Here is a 20,133-nt window from a genome sequence, read left to right on the forward strand (position 1 = left end):
TGGATAGATTATACAACAAATTTAAATATGAATGATTCAAAAAACAGGAAAAGTGTTGTTATACTTGGTCCTACGGCAAGTGGGAAAACTCGTTTAGGTGTGCAACTTGCCCACAAGCTTAACGGAGAAATTCTTTCCGCTGATTCACGACAGGTTTATATTGGTCTTGATATCGGAACAGGAAAAGACCTTGATGAATATGAGGGTGTTTATCCGCCAGTGCGGTATCATCTTATTGATATTGTTCCCGTTGATTATGAATTTAGTTTATATGATTACCTTCGATGTTTCCGAGAAGCGATACAGGATGTGTTATCACGGGGAAAATTTCCTGTAATTGTTGGCGGAACAGGATTGTATCTTGAAAGTATTCTTGAAGGATATTCACTAACAAAGGCACCTCCGAATGAAGCGTTGCGAAACGAATTAAACAGTTTGGCAATTGAAGAATTACGGATAAAATTGATGCAACTCAAACCAAAACTTCATAACACTACTGATTTGTTAGATAAAGAGAGAATTATCCGTGCTATCGAGATTGCTATAGCAGAGAAAGAAGGTGGAGAGATTATCACGGTTCCACCATTACAATCCATTATTTTAGGTGTCCGATGGGAACGTGATATTCTTAAAAATCGGATTTCAGAGAGATTAAAAAAGAGGCTTCAACAAGGGCTTATTGAAGAGGTAGAAAAACTTTTAAACCATGGGGTATCTGAAGAACGACTTTTTCAATTAGGTCTGGAATACCGTTATGTACTTCTATTTTTACAGGGGAAAATTAAGAATAAAAACGATTTGTTTCAGAAGTTACGTTCTGCTATCTGGGAGTTTTCAAGAAAACAAGAACATTGGTTCCGAAGATTTGAACGTTCAGGACACTATATTTATTGGATAACCTGTGATGAGATAGAACAAGCATTAATATGGATAAAAAACAATTTATGAATGAAAAAATATCTGAATATTTGACTAAAAAAGCGACATTAACACCATGGTCTTTGGAGACACATTTGAACAAGGGGGTTGAACAGGTCGTTGTTATACCTGCATATAATGAATTTGCGGGAATTTTAACACTTTTTCAGTCACTAAGTATGAATCCTATTCAACTATGTGAAAAGACCTTGGTTATAGTAGTTGTGAATAATCAGAATGAGACGATATCACCACCTGAGGCATTAAAAAACAATCAAGAGACTATTGAGTTTCTAAAAACATGTATGTATTCAAATCAAACACCTTTTCCCATTGGAATTATTGATGCGTCATCAGCGGGCTATGAATTTCCAGTAGGGCAAGGCGTTGGATTGGCTCGTAAAATTGGGCTCGACTGGGGTTTGCGATATTTGGCTGAAGAAGGAAATAGTTTTGGTGGACTAATCTGTTTAGATGCGGACTGTACCGTTTCTGATAATTATCTTTTCACGTGGAATTCTTTTTTTAAAGAGAATCCTAATTCAGCAGGGGTTATGTATTCTGAACATCCGATAGAGCATACACCGTTAGGTTTATGTATGCTTGCCTATGAAATTTATTTGCGAACCTATGAACTTGGATTATGTTATGCACAATCACCATATACCTTCCTGCCTATAGGTTCAACTATCGGTGTACCTGCGGTACTCTACGCAGCATCGGGAGGAATGAGTACACGTATTGCTGGGGAAGATTTTTATTTTCTACAACAACTTGCACGAATCAGTGGAATTAAAAGGATTACTGAAGCCACTGTTTTTCCATCATCTCGTTTGTCAGAACGGGTACCTTTTGGAACAGGTGCTAAATTAAAACAATATATGAATCAGCCTGAAAAACGTTTCTCTTTTTATCCATTTTCGGCGTTCGAAATTTTGAGAAGATGGATTCAGTGTCTTGACCATCCTGATGAAAATGCTGAATACATGTTACTTCAAGCAGAAACTATACACCCAGAGTTGGCACACTTCCTCAGTTCTAACTACTGGCTTCAAAAAACAAGCAAGATATTTAAACAACATAAGAACCGTAGTAGATTGATATATCATCTTCATGAATGGTTTGATGGTTTAAAAACACTTCGTCTGCTGAATCACTTAAAAGAATTTGCTTTTGTTGAGACAACGGTTTTTGAGACATTAAAAGAATTTGTTGTTCGACTAAATATGAGTGAATTTGAACATATCAATTTTGAAAGCATCCAATATGAATATAACCAACAACATGTCCTATTAAATACACTTCGAAAAAGTTGGGATAAATTAAAAATAGCAGGGATTAATTACCATTTGAACAGCAATTAATCCCTTAGGATAGGAGGTATAGGGTAAGTTTGTCAGGGATAGGCTACATTTTAGGCTTTAGTAGATTCGCAACAAGAACTACAACAGGAACATGTATCTTTACATGAGCAAGCAGTATTTTTTGCTTCGTTTCCAGCACATTTACATGCAGTGCAACAAGAACAGTTATTGCAGGATGTATTTGAACTTACATTTTTCTTTTCAGCATTTCCTTCATCTTTTTTATCACAGGGCTTGGAATTACAGCAAGGTGAGTTAGATGATTTTTCTTTGTCATTAGACTTTACAGATTTGTCATTTGGACATGCTTGTTTTGCGGAGGAACAACATGACGAAGATTTCATGTATGGGCAACCAGAACTACCCTTGCCTTCTTTACTTTGCTCTGCAAATAGCGACATAGTTACAACAAGAGTGGCAACCACTATCAATGATAAGGTAATAATTTTTTTCGACTTCATCTTACTTCTCCTTCTTGATTAGGTTTAATCAACTTTTGTCATATATAACATCCATATCATTTTGTTTTATTCCACAAAAATTTAATTATTTTAAGAACCCAATAAAAGTTGTTATATTTCTTTGAAGTCCTAAAACATCTATTTATACTTACTCACGAAGGACAAAGGACTATTGATAACTTAAAATTAAATACATTCAATAAAGTAAATAGTATCCATTAAGGACTACTTGTCGGCTGAGGAGGCGGTGTTTCTTTTGACTGGGGGATAGAGTAAAACGCTACCGCAATTAATATCCACCCAACATACATAGCCAGAAAACCCAGCCCAAACAATATAATACCCACAGCCCCCCAAAAAATAATATTCCCTGCCAGGTTAAAAAGATTTACCCCGGTATACTGTCCTAAAAGATCAAAACTCTGTTTGTAAAAATAAGAACCGAACACAAATATAATATAAAAGATTAGTATTGCAAAGATTATCCCGAATCCGAACATTGCCATACCTGCATCCTCTCTGCCTGAGGACTCGGATAACAACATCGCAGGAAGAAGAGAACCTAAACCTAATATTAAAGCAATAAATATCCCCACAAAACCCATTACCCAGCCAATAAGGAATTTGTTAAAAATATTTTTATCATTATAAATTTGAGAGAAATTGTACATGGATATTAATAACAAAATAATTCCTGCTATACTAAGCAAAAAGCCAATATATGGAATAGGCGTTAATAAAATAAACATAGTCCCTAATAAACCGAAATTTTTTTCTTTTCCATTATTGTTCATAATTTATCTCCTTTTTTAATTAGAGTTTATAATATTATACATAAAGGTTCCATATAAAGCAATAGAAATTTATATTGATTTGCTGTTTACAATATAATATGAAAGAAAAAAAATATAAGGAGTTTTCGTTTTGGAAGTTAAAGTTTATGAAATTACACCGTTTTTAGTAAATACTTATATTTTGATTGATAATGGGGAAGCTATTGTCATTGACCCCAGAGAATCAAATTTAAGACTGATTAAAGATTTAGAGAAATTGAATGTAAAAGCCGTGATAAATACCCATTGCCATATTGACCATTGTGGGGGTAATGCAAGTGTTTGCAGAGCAACATCAGCACCTTTATTGATGCATCCAGAAAATGAGGTTGTCCTGCAAACATTGGGACAACAGGCACTATTATTCGGTGTCCCTTTCCAGGCATCTCCTCCCCCTGATGATTATTTGCAAGAAGGAGACGAAATTAAAGTAGGCAATTTAACATTAAAGGTGTTATATACCCCGGGACATGCCCCGGGACATATCTCCCTTGCAGGAGATGGCTTTGTCTTTGTAGGGGATGTGCTATTCCAGGGTTCTATCGGTCGAACCGAAATTAAACAATTCATATAAAGGAAATGTTGACCCAAGGCAGATGAGGGATATTAACATTTATGGGTATGTTTCCTTTTTACAATTGATGTGTTCATTCTTATCAAGAGATTTTTTTAGATTTAGACATTTCAAAGATTATTTAATATTGATTTTGATATTGTTATATGTAATAATATTTATTGTGTTTGTAAATCTTTTTATTAATATTAACCCTTAATCATAGGAGGCGGTATTATGAGAAAATTAAGAAAAGGTTTTACTCTGATTGAGCTTCTCGTCGTTATTGCCATTATCGGCATCCTTGCGGCAATATTATTGCCTGCGTTGGCACGTGCTCGTGAAGCGGCACGTCGTTCCAGTTGTCAGAATAACTTAAAGCAATGGGGAATAGTATTTAAGATGTATTCAGGAGAATCCAAAGGAGAACGCTTTCCCCGAATTTTAGTAAGAGATGGTAACGAGGCGATATTTCGCGATTGCGATACAGCAAACCCAGCACTATCCACTTATGGTGGTTTATTTATTGCTATGGGTCCAGACCCAACAACGATTTATCCGGAATATCTTACCGACCCTGCTATTTGTTTTTGCCCTTCCGATGCACAAAGCACCATAAATGATGTAACAAATGATGAGACAGGCGAGAATACATTTGGCTGGCTCTGTACCGATGCGAACTATGGAGCGGCGGCAGTTGATGAAAGTTATGCATATATAGGTTGGGTTTTTGACCGTGCGGAGACAACAGACGCTCCTATTTCATTTCCTGCGTTACCGCCATTAATTCCCAATCCAATAACGGGACCTGGCCAATTGGTTCAGGCGGCGATAAGGGCATTGGTTCCTGTATATCAAAATCCTTCTACTTGGCCGAAGTACATAGATTCGGATATCCCTGTTGACCCTGGATATGGTAATGGAGGCGGTTCAACAGTATATCGGTTAAGAGAAGGTATCGAACGATTTCTAATAACTGATATTAACAATCCAGCGGCAACAGCCCAAGCACAAAGTTCCGTTTGGATTATGTTTGACCATGTTGCCACAGACCCAGCAGGGTTTAATCACATTCCTGGTGGTTCAAATGTTCTCTATTTAGACGGACATGTTGAGTTCATTCGTTATATTGCAGAAGATTTGAACAATCCGACAGGTGCCAGTACTCCTCCTGTAAATGCTGGTGTAGCACAAGTTATTGGAATTTTCTTCTAATATTTTATAGAGAAAAAGGTAAGAAGCAGGGGCTAAATAGTATTTGCCCTTGCTTCTTTTTTAATTGGTTTTTCTTTTCTTTCTTGTTTTAAATTGTTTTTATGCGAGTAAGACATTTTATTGTTTTTGTAATCATTTCTCGATATTTTTTATTATTCATGTCATTCTTGTTGGTCAATATTTTAAATTTTAATTATAGAAGGATTTTTTGTATATGGGTAAAAAGAATGAGCCATTAAAAATAGGTATAATTGGTTGTGGTGCAATTGCGCAGGAACGGCATTTACCTTACTGGCGAGAACTTGAAGAGGAAGGTCGAGTAATAATTGCGGGTTTGTGCGATACAATTATCGCCCGTTGCGAAAGTGAAGCAAAACTATGTAGGCAAGCGAAGGTATATTCTGACTATAAAGAGATGTTGAAAAAATGTTCTTTTGATATTATAGACGTTTGCACGCAAAATCGTCTTCACGCACCAATGACCATATCCGCATTACATGCAGGTGCTCATGTTCTTGTAGAAAAGCCTATCGCTATGAACACAGCCGAAGCGAAGAAGATGCTTGATGTTGCCAAAAAGAATAAGAGGAAGTTGATGGTTGCCCAGCATATGCGTTTTGAGGCAGGTGCAGAGAAGTTAAAGGAGGTTGTTGATAGAGGGGTTCTGGGAAATATTTATACGGCGGAGGCAAAATGGCTCCGCAGACGAGGTATTCCTGGCTGGGGCAAATTTCATATTGCAAAAGAGTCACGTGGCGGACCGTTAATCGATATTGGTGTCCATATGATAGATTTATGCTACTGGCTCATGGGCTGTCCGAAGCCTGTATCTGCCTCGGCGAAGGTATATCGTATGTTTGGAGACCGTCTGGATTTATTTAATGCTGATTGGGGTGTTCCTTATAATGTTAAAGAATTTGATGTGGAAGATTATGCAACTGGATTTGTAAGATTTGAAAATGGTGTGACAATGCAAATACGTTTCTCCTGGGCGGCAAATATTCCGGAAGAGGTTTATAATGTTACTGTGTTAGGTGATAAAGCAGGCTTAACAACACATCCTCCGGGCGTATATTCTGCAGACCATTCATCATTAACACGTTATACATGGGATTGGTTATCTCAGGAAGATGGGCATCGAAAAGAAATTCGACACTTTACCGAATGTGTAGAACAAGATAAGTCGGTTATTGTTCAGCCGGAGCAATCATTGAATGTGCAAAAAATTATAGATGCACTTTATGAATCATCAACGAAGAATAAAGAGGTAGTTATTCGATAACTATTTTTTGAACTTTCACCTTTATCATAAGTATTATAAAATTTCAGATTTCAACATATAAAAGGAGTAAAAATTATGGCTACATCTAAAAAAGTGGTATATCTTGTTAATAATGGCGATTTTCGGGATGCGGCATGTCGCGTCGGCTGGCAAATGCAGGAAAAAACGTTAGGCTTGTTGCAGAAATCCCTAAAAAAATTAGGGTATCAAACTAAAGTTTTGCCAGGTTATGATACAAAGAAGAAACATGGCTTTATTACGAGGCAATGTGAAGGGATACACGTATTTTCTCAAATTGAGCCTGATGCTCCTGTTATTGTTGTGCTCAATATCTGGGCATACGCTCATCACGTTGCTGGTCCGTTAGCAACGCATCGTGGTCCTATATTATTATTGGCGAATTTTGATGGGACATGGCCAGGGCTTGTTGCTTTGTTAAATCATTCTGCTTCTTTAGACCGATTAAATATTCCACATTCAAGATTGTGGAGTGAGACTTTCTCTGATGACCCTGTATTCATGAAGAAATTAAAGGATTGGTTGGATACAGGAAAAGTTGTTCATGATTTAAGTCATCTAACGAATGCAGAAAAGTTAAGTATTCCCCCATCTGCAGAACAGTTTGGTAAGAAATTGGCTGAGGATATATTACGTCAACGGCGAATTATGGGACAGTTTGACCCTGGCTGTATGGGCATGCTCAATGCAGTAATGGACCCTGCCAAATTAGGTGCGGTTGGCATGCCTATTGAGTATTTAAACCAATCTGATTTGTTGGCAGAAATGAATCTTGTATCGGATGAAGAAGCACAAAAGCACTTAGACTGGCTTGTTAAAAAAGGTGCTTGGTTTGATTGGGGCACAAATAAATTTACAGACCTTGTATATGACCAGGTACTTTCGCAAATGAAAATGTATAGTGCGGTAGCGCGTATGGTTGCGAGGTATGGATTAAGTGCTGTGGGTGTGCCATATCAGTATGGTTTGGTACGTTGTTGTCCTGCATCTGACTTAGTTGAGGGTATGCTTAATAATTCAGACCGTCCTCCTGTTCGTGACCCAGAAACGAAACAAATTATTTTTGATGGTAAACCTATTGTTCACTTCAATGAAGGGGATATTGGTGCTGGAGTTCCTCAACTCTTACTATGTGAAATTTATTCACGCAAAAAGATGCCACCTGAAACAACTCTTCATGATGTTCGTTGGGGACGTGAATTTGAAGGTAAATTCCTTTGGATATTCCTTATTTCAGGTGGAGCACCTCCAGCCCACTTTGGTGGCTGGAAAAATACCAAGGTATACCGCCAACCACCAATGTACTTCCCACTTGGAGGTGGAACATGTTCAGGGGTATCAAAACCAGGAGTTATTACCTGGGCAAGATGTTATGAGGCTTATGGTAAATTAGGTATGGACTGTGGACTGGGAGAAGTTGTCGAGGTTCCCGAAGAAGAGTTACAAGACCGTCTAAAAAGAACTACGCCAGAATGGCCAATTGCTAATGTTCATATTCCAGGGTATGACCGAGACCAATTAATGTCTTCACATATGTCAAATCATATTGTAATCGGATACGGTGATGTATTGGCGGAACTTGTGGCTACCTGTCGTGCGTTAGGTATTCCTACACGTGTTGCTGGTGAAGCCCGAAAGAGATTTCTAAAATAATTATAGAAATAAAGCGTATTTTTGAATAGAAATAATTAGATACTGAACATTCTCAGGGGCAATTTGTAAGTTGCCCCTAAATTACTTTTCCGTGGCTATCATATTTGTTTAGAGGATTGATATGTAAATTTGATATTGTATCTATACAAAACAAAATTTATCAGTAGTAAATTAAGAACAAGGAAAAGGGTAATATGACCAAGAATAGTATGTTTATTATGTTCGCAACTGTAGCCATAATCGCACAGATGCTATGTGTTGTATCCTATGGTGTAGAAGCAACTATTGCCAAGGATAGGATGCTTATTGTTAATGGGCAAAGAACCTTCATTTTGGGACTGTATAGCCCAAAGACCGATGACCCTAATGAATTACAAATGGTAGCAGACGCTGGGTTTAATTTGATTTCAATCAGTCCCAGTGAGGAACAACTGAATGTTGCTAAAGCACATAATTTGATGGCATGGGCAAATATCCATTCTGCAATTGCTTCTTCGGATGCGGAAACACGAAAACAGGAACTTATGAAATTGATAAATCTGTGTTCAGGGCATCCTTCCTTTTTTGTCTGGGAGATGCCTGATGAAGCATTATGGAACATATACCTTCGCAATAATGAGGCAAAACGGTATAAAGAACCGCAGGCAATACGGGAGAAATTAACGCAAATTACAGATGAAAAACTGAAAGAAGACTTAACTGCTAAATTACAGAAAGCAATAGAATTCTACAGTAAGGGTTTATGGGCAGAAGGGGAAGGAATTGTAGAGCAAATTTGGCAGAGGCTTGGTGAAACTTCACCTTTTGCAAATTATTCTATGGCAGATATAGAGAGATTTAAGGCGGATGAATTAGAAAAACTTCATCAAGCCTATCAAATTATCAAAGAAGTAGACCCGAAGCATCCAGTATGGGCAAATCATGCTCCGCGTAATTCGATGGAAAGTCTGCGTAAATTTAGTGCCTGTGCTGATATTGTTGGTTGTGATATTTATCCTGTGCCAATGCATCCTAAACTACGGCATTCTGACTTGATGGACCAAACGATGGCATCTGTGGGTGCCTATACCCGCCGAATGCAGGAAATAGACCCACAAAAACCTGTGTGGATGGTGATTCAAGGATTTGATTGGGGAATGTTGCAGGGGGATGTATATGAACGGAGTGGTAGTGAACAGAAAGGATTTCGGCCACCGACACTTAATGAAATTCGTTTTATGGGTTTTGATTGTATTGTCAATGGGGCTCGTGGTATTTTGTTTTGGGGAACGCATTATGTTCCCCGAGATATGCAACTATGGTCTGACTTGTTAACATTTGCGAAAGAAATTAAATCTCTCCAACCAGTCCTTTCCGCAGAAGACGCCTCGCAACCTGTGAGTATAACGCAGGATGAGATATTTGGCTCGGGGGATCGTGGTGTTCTTGCACTGGTAAAGATTTATCAGCAACACCCATGGATTTTACTTGTTAATGAATGGCATGAATGTGGGATTCGTTATCATTTGAGTTCTCCCTACTTATCCTCAGGTCAAAAATATCGTGAGTATTACACACAAATAGAAGTTGAGGTGAAAGATAATACCTTGACATACGGTATTGAGCCTCATAATGTTCAGGTTTGGCAACCTGTGGAATAGGATGGGTCGGACACGTCGGACAAGTCGGACGAGTTGGACACGTCAGACGAGTCGGACAGGGAAAAGGCTATTTTTGGGTGATTTTTCCGTCAGGGGTTTGGTATTTGTGTCCTTGCTGGAGGCATTGGGTTCGTGCACGGTAAAAGGAGTCCTGAATAGCGGATAGGGATTTGGGTGGATAATTGTTGGCTTTGACAATACCTTCGTAAAGAGCCCAGCGGTCGCTGTTTTCTCCCATTACAACCAGAGCATTTTTATCTCGCTGTTGCCGTGTTGTGCTTTTTTTGTAGGAACTATTTCGCTGAATCGCAATAAGTCCGCTATTTTGTTCATAAACAAAGCCTTTATCAAGAAGGTCTTTTATTAATTCATGACGAACTGCACGGGTACGGATTGCCTGTTTTATTTGAGGTGTATCTAAATTTATCCCGAGATTTGATACATCTGGTTCACGTTCGCCAGCCCAGATTTTTTCTTCGATGTATTGTGCGGTTTTTAAAAGGTCTTCTTGAGGTAATGACGTATAGTCTGGTTTTACTCGTATAAATGAGTGAACTAATGTTCCACAGGATGTAAAGGCTATCAATGAAATGACACCGATTATGGTATAGATAAAAAATATAAATTTACCTTTCATTTTTTTATTCCTCTGTTTGGTTTAGGGTTACATTTTTTGGTGCAATGACCTTATTTTTACCTTCCCGTTTAGCACGGTAAAGGCATTGGTCAGCTATACGCAATAAATCTTCAACAGATAATACTTCATTCTGAACAACCTCTGCCACACCGCCACTTATTGTAATATTTATCTTCTTCCCCATATGTTCAAATGGTTTTTCTTCAATAATCTTTCTTATTCGTTCTGCCTGAATGTATGCACCATCTAATGTTGTCTGTGGCATGATGATAATGAACTCTTCACCACCGTATCTTGCGACAATATCTGTTCGACGGACTGCTTGTTGAATACGTAGGGCTATTTCTTTTAGAACTGCGTCGCCGAAAAGATGCCCGTAGTTATCGTTACACTTTTTAAAATCATCAATATCAAACAAAGCACATGATAAAGGTAGATTGTAACGTAAGCTACGAAGGACTTCCTCCTCTAGCCGCTCTCTAAAATAGCGGTGGTTATAGATACCTGTAAGTCCATCTGTAATAGCTAATTGTTCCAGCTTTTTATTGGCTTCTTGCACTGTTTCAAATAACTGTGCCTTTTCAAGAGCATTTGCGGCAGCATTGGTTACTATCTCAAAGAAATTTATTTCCTGTAATGAAAAGGTTGCTTCGCGTCGCACTGCACGTAATAATAGGGAGCCTACTTCTGGGTCATATAGAATAATAGGAATAACCAAGATTGAATTAATACCTTTTTTTATAAGAGATTCGAGGCATGGTTGTGTTATTGGGTCTTGTTTGACGTTATTAATAACAACTTTATCACCAATAGATAGGGCTTTTCGTATTTCAGGGTATTTGATTAAAGGAACAGTAATATCATATAAATTTGCATCATCATGTGAAGCAAGGACATGTACGACATCTTCTTGCCCCCATACGCGGACTATGGAACAACGGTCTGAAGGGACGACATGCGATATTTGTTCGACAAAGACATATAGCACGTCACGGGCATGTTTTTTCGATGAGATGGCTTTCAGAATTTCTAACACGGTCGCTAATTCATTCTTATCTAATTCAATTGAGGATTCATGCCCTACTATCATGTTTGAATGAAAAGACATAATTCGTGTTGTAATTTCTATAATTTGTTCCAAATGCTCTTTTGAAGGAGTATATTCAGCCAATAACGTAGGTGTGAATAATTGGAGCAGGTGACGGATGTATTGATGATGGTATGACCATGCTCCGTCAAAGTTACTATGATTATTAGTGTTTTTTATGTTTGTAATCGTTCCGAGAAAGGCTAACGCAATCATAGGAGATACCAGAATCAAAATACGGTCTGCTGGTTGAAAAAAAGGAGGGGGGACATGATATTCAACGGGGATATCCCAATTAGATGGTACGTTTCCAAATGTAATAATTTTTGTTATATTTGGAAATATTTTTTCGATTTCTGTTAGTTGCATCATAGTCTCAGAATCACCAATTACAATAAGATTTTCTATCTTACTGTGGGATATATTTCGTATTGCTTCGTCACAAAGACTGTAATACAATCCTGCATCATTAATTGAAATTAATGCTTTATGTGTAGGTTGGATTTGATTGAAACCAGCGGAATGAATTTTTTCTTTAAGGGTTTGCTTGTTATTATTGTTATTTTCCACCAATGACATTATTCTTGCCTTTACAGTGAAGTGCTATTGAAAATATTTATTAAGGGGTTTTTATTTCTGTTTTTGTTTCTGTATCCTGTTTTTTTTCTGGGGTTGTTTCAGAAATACCTACATCAATCTTTTCGATGGGGAATATATCTTCGTAATTAACAACTTCTTTTATGAATACTGGTGTAGAGCGGACTATTAGATCATAAATTTCTTCTACTTCTTCTGGATAGAAACGAACACATCCATTTGATGAATATGTTCCGACGGTTTCTGGTGCAATTGTCCCATGAAGTCCCAAATCTGTTGGCAAGCCTGGCTCAGATGGAACTAATGGCATCCAACGTGTTCCCAATTCATTTCGGGGGTCTCCAGCAGGGATAGGTCCTTCACCAGGTTTAAACCACGTTGGATTTTTCTGTTTATTCCCTATTTTGTAACTGCCTAATGCGGTTTCATGGCCTGGTTTTCCTAACCCGACTTTGTATCGTTTGAAGATTCCTTGGTCATCTACTAAAAAGGCACGACATTTAGAACGTTCCACGAAAAGTCTAAAATCTTTGGGGGTATACTTTAAGGTTTGATTGGGACGAAGAACAGCATTTTCTTCCAATTGGTTAGCACGACAAAGCATTCCTACTGGCGTGTTTAGTTTAGTACCGATAGTAATGATTGTATCTCCTTTCTGGACGGTATAAACTCTACTTTCTGGTGTCGGTATATTTGAAAAAATAAGTTCAACATTTAATTTTCCTAATAAATCCAGTGCCTCATTCCAAATATCTGAATCCCATGGTGCATCAGCAACTGCTAACTGTGCATAATCACGTGCTTTAATTTTATTATTTTCCTTTTCTTCTAAACGTGCTAATCCATAATAACCATAAACTCGATTTCCTTTTGAAAAGCGGTCAATAATGGTCTGGTATGTAGAACGAGCAATGTCCTTTTTGTTGATGTCTTCTGCAGTAAGGGCATACTGATATAGAAGGTAAGGATATTGCATACTACCTGTGCATTTTTGTTGTGCCTCTTCTGCAACGGAAAAGGCATCATTCATATTACCCGCTTTTTTTTCAACATTTATGAGCATCAGACACGCTTGTGTCAGATTTTCAGTATTTTTTTCCTTCTTTATGTATTTTTTTAGTTCAGTACGGAGTTCATCATATTTGGATTCATCCCAAAGTTTTTTAAAGTATTCAAATGGGTTCTCATTTGTTTTTTCTGAGGTAGGAAGGATTTTTTCAACTATATTTTTGTTTTTCATAAATTCGGGAGACCAATATATAAGTCTGTATACACCATAAACAGCAATAAGCATTAATATTACCGCTATGAAGATACGGAGTAACGTTCTGTCTGATTTCTTTTTTGAGGAAAAGTATTGTTTTGGCATAGTTTAATCAGATTCTCGATTCTGTTGCTCGTGTTAAATCTAATAATAGTTCAGTCATAGATTGATATCGATTTTCAATTTTTCGACGTAGTGATTTTAAGATAATCCTATCTAAAGCAGGTGTTATCTGCGGATTATGAGATGATGGAGGAACAAATTTATAGTTTGGGTCTATTAATTGTCGTGTAACTATTTTTGCATCATTTCCTTCGCACGGATGTTTTCCTGAAAAGAGTTCATACATTGTAATTCCGAATGAAAAGATATCGGAACGTAGGTCTAAATTCTTTTTTAGTATCTGTTCGGGAGACATGTAAAGACGTGTCCCACCAGTTTCTTTCATAAGCCAACCACGCCATGTTGCATTTGTTTTGGATAGACCAAAATCCACAATTTTTACCTGTTTACCATCTTTTGAGAATAGGAAATTTGCAGGTTTTACATCCCTATGAACGATTCCATGCTGATGCAAGTAATCAAGTCCGTGACATAGTTTTATACAAATATCAATCATTTGGCGTATGTTCAAATCACGTTCTATAATATGTTTTTTTAGGTTGTACCCGTCAATATATTCCATAACAATACACCGACGGAGCCGTCCCATTATGTCAATAGCCTCATGGATATTTTTATCCATTTTAATAATATTTGGATGGTTTAATGATGCGGCAATCATTACTTCCCTGCCGAGGAAATCTTGTTTGCGTCGTTTTGGGTCTTCATCAAAACGTGGGTCAAGCACTTTAACAGCAACGGTAAGGTCTTTTGAACGGTCTATCGCTTTGTATACCGTTCCCATACCACCGCTACCAATTGGTGCAATGATTTCATACGGTCCAACTTGCTTAATCTCAAGTTCGACTTTATTAGGGTCGTCAAAGTCTGATTTAGTTATAGGTTGAGAATCTTCATCTTTTTTGCGTTTAAATATCCAGAACATAGCCCCTCTTCGGCTGAGTATTCATCCTTAATATATTTTTTCATTTGCCAGTTATATATTAATAATACCATAAATTATATAGAAAATAATAAATTATATTCAGGGAGTTTTCCACTGATTAACACTGGCAGAAGGTACTGGTATCTCATTTAATATTTCCTTTATAACGGATGAGATAGTTACTTTTCGGAGTCTGCTTTCTGGATTGAGTATTAACCGATGTTCCAACACAGGAGATATCAATGCCTTCACATCATCAGGGATGACATATCCTCTACCTAATACTGCAGCATATCCCTGACAGCAACGAAACAGCATCAATGAAGCACGTGGGCTTGCTCCTAAAAGTACATGAGCATGGTCCCGTGTTCGAGCGATAACTCGTAACATATATTCGCGAACTTTAGGATGTACAAAAATTTCACGGACTTTCATCTGCATTTGTACAATGGTTTGAGGGTCTGTTACGGGCTTTAGGTTTTCAATTGGATGTGATAATCTCAACCGCTCTAACATGTCTAATTCTGCCATTATTCCTGGATATCCCATGGATAAACGTATCATAAAGCGGTCTAATTGTGCCTCTGGCAACGGAAACGTGCCTTCATGTTCAACAGGATTTTGAGTTGCAAATACAATAAACGGCTGATTCAAAATATATGTTTTTCCATCAACAGAAACTTGCCCTTCTGCCATGGCTTCTAAAAGAGCAGATTGTGTTCTCGGTGTGGCACGGTTAATTTCATCAGCGACAACAACGTGGCTGAAAATAGGTCCTTGTCGAAACTCAAAACTTTGTGTTTTTTGATTGAAGATAGAAACACCAGTAACATCGGTGGGTAAAAGGTCAGGGGTACATTGAATCCGTGTGTAGGTACATCCACTGGAAATGGCTAATGCTCTGGCTAACATTGTTTTTGCCACACCTGGAACGTCTTCAAGTAAGACATGTCCACCAGAAAGAAACGCTGACAAAGCAATTCGTATGACCTGTCCTTTATCAAGAATTACAGTCTCTATGTTCTGGACGAGTTCTTTGACTATTTCCCGAAATTGTCCTGCCATAAAGTCATCACCTTTGAAATTGGTACATTTAATGTTATTATATATTATGAGGAGTAAAAAGAATAATTGGGGATTAAAATTATGAACAGAATAAAAAATAAAATGTTGTTATTATTAATCTTCTTAATCGAAATATATTTTTATTCGCTCTGTCTGTCTGCTGATGTTCTGGTCACGCCTACAAAGACATACACAGATGTTTTTATTATTGAAGGTGATAATTTGCTATATATTTTAAATCCTAATGATGGAACTATCAACAGTATACAGAAGAAAGCAATTGCAGAAAATTCTATATTTTATGATGAGCCTGAAAAACGTTCAGAATTAAAAACAAAATGGGATAAACAACATTCATCTGAGGCTAAAAACACCTACACATCAATTAACACTTTACAAAAAGTAGAAATGAGTGCACCATTATTGCATACATATAATAGTGCTACAAAAGAAATAAATAGTTCCTCCCCAATTCTATTGAGACTTAAAGGGAATACATATCAAAATAATCAACAAAGAATAAATTATTATCCTCAAGAACAACGTGCAGACATTCTGCACAGACAACAGCAATTACCCCTTACAAAAAGTTATTATTCTCTATATATGCCAGAAAATAGAGGTTATGACAGCAGTAGGAAAATTGTTTTAAGGAATCCATCCGTGTCCCCTAACACGTACTATACAGGTTCAGGGATTCCAAATTATGGGGCAAATCGTTTTTCTGGCGGAATGGGAGGTATGAGAGGTTATCCTATGGCTTATCCTTCTGGTGGATATGATGTTACTATTATCAGCAATATATCTGACCTTTTTTCTACTATTGATGACCGACTTGTAGGAGAATTTCCATCAGTAAGGATACGTATTATAAATAGATAAAGTAAATAAAAATTATTATTTTGGAGTGTTAGATGTGGTCAGACAAATTAGACATGTTGGACACGTCGGGTAGAGTAAACAAAACTAACTTTGAGTTTTAGGTATGCAGGATAGGTATAAAGTACCAAAAAATGAGATAATAAGCGGAATGTGTATCATTAAATAAAAGCAGGAAATAAATATGACATTTTTAGATATCGTCAAAGGTTCAAAGGAAGTATTGTGTTGTCCATTTGCAAGTTTTCCTGGCACTTCATTAACAAAATCCACAGTGAAAGAGAACCTGAATAACGGGATACTACAAGCAGAAACTATTATTGCCTTGCAGAAAGTGTGCGATTTTGATATTGTTTTTCCGATGATGGATTTAACTGTAGAAGCGGAGGCATTTGGGGCGAATATCAACTGGGATATTGATGAACTACCTGCTATCACGGGAAAAATAATCGCTGACGCAAACGATGTAAAATTTTTACCAATACCTGAAATTGGGGAAGGTAATAGATTAGGCATTTTCGTTGAGGCATGTAGAAAATTGAAAATGGAATTTCCTAATAAATGGGTTTGGGGATATATCCTTGGACCCTTTTCGGTAGCAGGTCGTTTGATGGGGATGACAGAGATTTCCATTGCAATAAAATTAGAACCTGAACTCGTTCATCATGTATTAGAAAAGGTACATGGCTTGTTGGAACAATATGCATCAGCATTACTTATTACAGGAATTGATGGTTTGGTTATATTAGAACCTGCATCGGGAATGTTAGATGAAAATGATGCTAATGAGTTTTCTAATAATTATATTAAGAGAATTGTAAATGTAATTAAAGATAAGGGGAAAATCCCTGTTTTGCATAATTGTGGGAGAGTTTTACATCTTGTTGAAAGTCTTTGTGCGACGGAAGTGGAAGTACTCCACGTAGGTTCAGTAACAGAACCTTATGATATTTATCCACGTGTCCCTGAGAATGTTGTTTTGATGGGAAATTTAAATCCAACAGAAACATTTCTACAGGGAGCACCAGAAAAAGTTAGAGAAAACACTATAGCGTTACTCAAAAAAATGTTGGGATATGAACGGTTCGTAATATCATCCGGTTGTGATATTCCACCAGGGACACCTATAGAAAATTTGATAGCGTTTAAAGATGCGGTAATTTCGTTAAAGCAAATCGCTAATAGTGAGTGCAACAAGGAAACATAATATGACACACATTGGTTGGATACGGTTGGGATTGATATTTGTCTTTATATTTTCTCCATTTCTATTATTTGCCCAATCAGATGATGTGGAAATGAAAGATTGGATTGACGCTTCACTATATCGGGATATGAATATTGTTATCCCAGTAAATGCTTCTCCTATTCTCCAACATTCTGCTGAGGTTTTCAAAAAATATTGGGAATTGTGCACATATAGACCTATTAGTATCTCTAATACAAATCAAGGGCTATTAAATATCTGGTTGGGTCCAGAACTATGCACACAAGAATTGATACACTCGGAAGAATTGGAGGACCTGGGTGAAGAAGGGTTTATCATACGAACTTACACACCCACAAGGAAATATGCCCAAAAAGGTGTGGCAAAACAATTGCTAATCTGTGGAAAGACAGATTTAGGGACACTCCATGGCGTTTATACCTTCTTTGAACGTTATTTGAATGTAGCATGGTTATCTTCATCTTACACACACACACCACCTTTAGGTTATCGCCTTAAAGAGATAGATTATAAATTTTCACCACATTTTGAATATCGCTTTTTTCTTTCTGACCTGCCTGAATTTAAGATGGATGGTGATAGGAAGGAGGGGTTGCATTTATCGTTGTCAATACCTGAAAAAGACCTTGTACCAATACCCATTTATAAATGCTTGCAAATTAATGAAGGTACATCTAATACAAAAGAACTCGAAGTGAAACTATCTAACAAAGGCAATCCTGTATGTTTCACCTCCGAAACAATAAAACGCACCTTTCTAAACTTTATTAAGAGGCAAATTGATTCATATCCTGAACGTAAATTTTGGATGATTGATACTGGTGATATAGATAACGTTTGTTCGTGTAAGAATTGTCAGGAGTTGGTTAATAACACTGGTGCGATTATCAGTCCTTTGTTAAAAATGTTGAATGATGTCGTTGAAGAAATTGAAAAACTTTATTCGGAAAGAGATCTTAGATTTTGTCTATCTTTGAGGAATTCCTTACGTAAAGCTCCGCAAAATATGCAAGTTCACCAAAAAATATTTCTTGCTTTATCTACGGATACTTGTGATGTGGCGAATTCATTAGATAACCCTACTTCTACTACAAATGCCTGTTTTCTCGATGATCTGAAAGCATGGTCTAATATAACACCTAATATTCTTATACAATATTATGTAGGGGCTAATTATTATTGTGGGTTATTTCATCAAGCAGAGTTGTTTAATTTCCAAAAAAATATCCAATTATTTGACCATTATCAAGTTCGTGGGATTATTATTTGCACCCCATCACAGAAGGTATTTCCATTTACTGAATTTGGTGCCCTTAAATCATATATTTTAGCAAGGTTGATATGGGATCCCGATTTAATTATAGAGGAGGAGATAAATCGGTTTTTAAGTATATATTATGGTTCGGCAGGTACCAAGTTTGCAGAGTTTTTAAATTATCAGAAGGAGTTTGTTAAGAAAAATAATGTTAGGTGTAGCATTTATCAAAGAGTCCCTTGGTGGAATGCAGATTATACTACATTTGCAGAAAAAATAATTCAACAAACAATGAATATGACCTTTTATAGTGAGGAGGTTTATAATCGTGTTTTACAAACTACCATGCCTCTTTATTATTCATCCTTAATTTGCCCACCAGAAATTCAAATTCAAGAAGACAAAATTATAGAAAACCGAGTTAATACAGCACAGAAAGAATCTTTTTGGAAGAATATAGATAAGATAGAAGCCTCTTTGCAGAAAGGGTTTTTTGTTTCATATCGCGAGATTGTTCCCAAATGGATTTGTTCCGATACAACATCTAATCGTTCTTCATCATTCCGCAGGTGTTCTTTAGATAATGAATTTTATACGTTATGGATTGTTCCCGAAAACAGAGGGGCAATTATACGTATGCAAGATAAATCATCAGGGATAGAATATCTCTCTGCCTTCCAGAAAGGGCTTAATCCATATTTTCTATGGAATGAATATAAGGACATATCAGATTTTAGATGTGGAATACCTTTTGATGGTAAATGCCTTTTGAAAGAATCGGAAAGTAATAAAATTACAATTGAAAAAGACATTGGGGAAGGTGTGTTATTACAACGGAAAATAACATTGGGAGATAATCGAGATATTATTTTTGAGTATACCTGTGATAATCAAAACACCAAAGAAGAAATAGTCTCATTTTATATTATCCCACGATTTACGTTAGATAGAGACGACAAAATGATAGAAATATGGGGTAACCATAACCAGAGATGGGAAAGGGTAAAACAAATAGATCTTGCATATCAACCGTTTGCTTATACACTACAAAATATTATTCAAGAAGACACTACTGGTATAGGAATATACTTTTGCGATAAAGGAGCATTTCTCCAGTTGGAATTGCAACAGTTGTC

17 protein-coding genes are annotated in these 20,133 nt (G+C 36.9%); 10 read left to right on the forward strand and 7 right to left on the reverse strand.

Annotated features, from left to right (window positions below):
* The first annotated feature begins 3 nt into the window (after positions 1-3).
* Together miaA and PLJ10_12550 are read left to right on the forward strand one after the other, a co-directional pair.
* Positions 4-948 carry a tRNA (adenosine(37)-N6)-dimethylallyltransferase MiaA gene (gene miaA / locus PLJ10_12545; protein HOK10472.1) on the forward strand — a complete coding sequence of 315 codons (945 nt, stop codon included), beginning with the start codon at positions 4-6 and terminating at the stop codon, positions 946-948.
* Positions 945-2,282: a glycosyltransferase family A protein gene (locus PLJ10_12550; protein HOK10473.1), complete on the forward strand. Its 1,338-nt coding sequence runs from the start codon at positions 945-947 to the stop codon at positions 2,280-2,282. Before miaA ends, PLJ10_12550 begins: the two co-directional genes overlap by 4 nt.
* A gap of 50 nt (positions 2,283-2,332) precedes the next feature.
* Here PLJ10_12550 and PLJ10_12555 read toward each other — a convergent pair whose 3' ends face one another.
* Both PLJ10_12555 and PLJ10_12560 read right to left on the reverse strand, forming a co-directional pair.
* A complete protein-coding gene (locus PLJ10_12555; protein HOK10474.1) occupies positions 2,333-2,743 on the reverse strand; it encodes a hypothetical protein in 411 nt (136 codons plus the stop codon).
* A 218-nt stretch (positions 2,744-2,961) separates the two neighbouring features.
* A complete protein-coding gene (locus tag PLJ10_12560; GenBank protein ID HOK10475.1) occupies positions 2,962-3,537 on the reverse strand; it encodes a DUF996 domain-containing protein in 576 nt (191 codons plus the stop codon).
* 130 nt (positions 3,538-3,667) lie between these two features.
* Between PLJ10_12560 and PLJ10_12565 the strand changes: the two genes are divergently transcribed.
* From PLJ10_12565 to PLJ10_12585, 5 genes are all read left to right on the forward strand, one after another.
* Positions 3,668-4,150 carry an MBL fold metallo-hydrolase gene (locus tag PLJ10_12565; protein HOK10476.1) on the forward strand — a complete coding sequence of 161 codons (483 nt, stop codon included), beginning with the start codon at positions 3,668-3,670 and terminating at the stop codon, positions 4,148-4,150.
* 216 nt (positions 4,151-4,366) lie between these two features.
* Entirely contained in the window at positions 4,367-5,344 is a 978-nt protein-coding gene (locus PLJ10_12570; GenBank protein ID HOK10477.1) for a DUF1559 domain-containing protein, read from the forward strand.
* Between the two features lie 214 nt (positions 5,345-5,558).
* On the forward strand, positions 5,559-6,626 hold the full coding sequence (locus PLJ10_12575) for a Gfo/Idh/MocA family oxidoreductase (protein ID HOK10478.1): 1,068 nt from the start codon (positions 5,559-5,561) through the stop codon (positions 6,624-6,626).
* A 75-nt stretch (positions 6,627-6,701) separates the two neighbouring features.
* Positions 6,702-8,297 (forward strand): fucose isomerase, encoded by a 1,596-nt coding sequence (locus PLJ10_12580; protein HOK10479.1) that lies wholly within the window; start codon positions 6,702-6,704, stop codon positions 8,295-8,297.
* Between the two features lie 194 nt (positions 8,298-8,491).
* A complete protein-coding gene (locus PLJ10_12585; protein HOK10480.1) occupies positions 8,492-9,937 on the forward strand; it encodes a hypothetical protein in 1,446 nt (481 codons plus the stop codon).
* Positions 9,938-10,004: 67 nt separating this feature from the next.
* Here the strand turns inward: PLJ10_12585 and PLJ10_12590 are convergent, their stop codons facing one another.
* From PLJ10_12590 to PLJ10_12610, 5 genes are all read right to left on the reverse strand, one after another.
* Positions 10,005-10,574 carry a DUF1318 domain-containing protein gene (locus PLJ10_12590; GenBank protein HOK10481.1) on the reverse strand — a complete coding sequence of 190 codons (570 nt, stop codon included), beginning with the start codon at positions 10,572-10,574 and terminating at the stop codon, positions 10,005-10,007.
* A gap of 4 nt (positions 10,575-10,578) precedes the next feature.
* The gene (locus PLJ10_12595) at positions 10,579-12,240 is read right to left on the reverse strand and encodes a sensor domain-containing diguanylate cyclase (GenBank protein HOK10482.1); all 1,662 of its coding nucleotides are present in this window, start codon (positions 12,238-12,240) and stop codon (positions 10,579-10,581) included.
* Between the two features lie 40 nt (positions 12,241-12,280).
* On the reverse strand, positions 12,281-13,627 hold the full coding sequence (locus PLJ10_12600; protein ID HOK10483.1) for a L,D-transpeptidase family protein: 1,347 nt from the start codon (positions 13,625-13,627) through the stop codon (positions 12,281-12,283).
* Between the two features lie 7 nt (positions 13,628-13,634).
* Complete coding sequence (locus PLJ10_12605; protein ID HOK10484.1) at positions 13,635-14,570, reverse strand: serine/threonine-protein kinase; 936 nt, start codon at positions 14,568-14,570, stop codon at positions 13,635-13,637.
* 99 nt (positions 14,571-14,669) lie between these two features.
* The gene (locus PLJ10_12610; protein ID HOK10485.1) at positions 14,670-15,635 is read right to left on the reverse strand and encodes a MoxR family ATPase; all 966 of its coding nucleotides are present in this window, start codon (positions 15,633-15,635) and stop codon (positions 14,670-14,672) included.
* A gap of 81 nt (positions 15,636-15,716) precedes the next feature.
* Here PLJ10_12610 and PLJ10_12615 point away from each other — a divergent pair, with 81 nt between their 5' ends.
* The 3 genes from PLJ10_12615 to PLJ10_12625 form a co-directional block, all read left to right on the forward strand.
* Positions 15,717-16,517 (forward strand): hypothetical protein, encoded by an 801-nt coding sequence (locus PLJ10_12615; GenBank protein HOK10486.1) that lies wholly within the window; start codon positions 15,717-15,719, stop codon positions 16,515-16,517.
* A gap of 181 nt (positions 16,518-16,698) precedes the next feature.
* Positions 16,699-17,721, forward strand: coding sequence for a uroporphyrinogen decarboxylase family protein (locus tag PLJ10_12620; GenBank protein HOK10487.1), 1,023 nt, complete (start codon positions 16,699-16,701; stop codon positions 17,719-17,721).
* A 1-nt stretch (position 17,722) separates the two neighbouring features.
* Positions 17,723-20,133, forward strand: a 2,411-nt coding sequence (locus PLJ10_12625) for a DUF4838 domain-containing protein (protein HOK10488.1), incomplete at its 3' end; no start/stop codon positions are given.

Origin of the sequence: Candidatus Hydrogenedens sp. (assembly GCA_035361075.1) — a bacterium.
Taxonomy (GTDB): Bacteria; Hydrogenedentota; Hydrogenedentia; order Hydrogenedentales; family Hydrogenedentaceae; genus Hydrogenedens.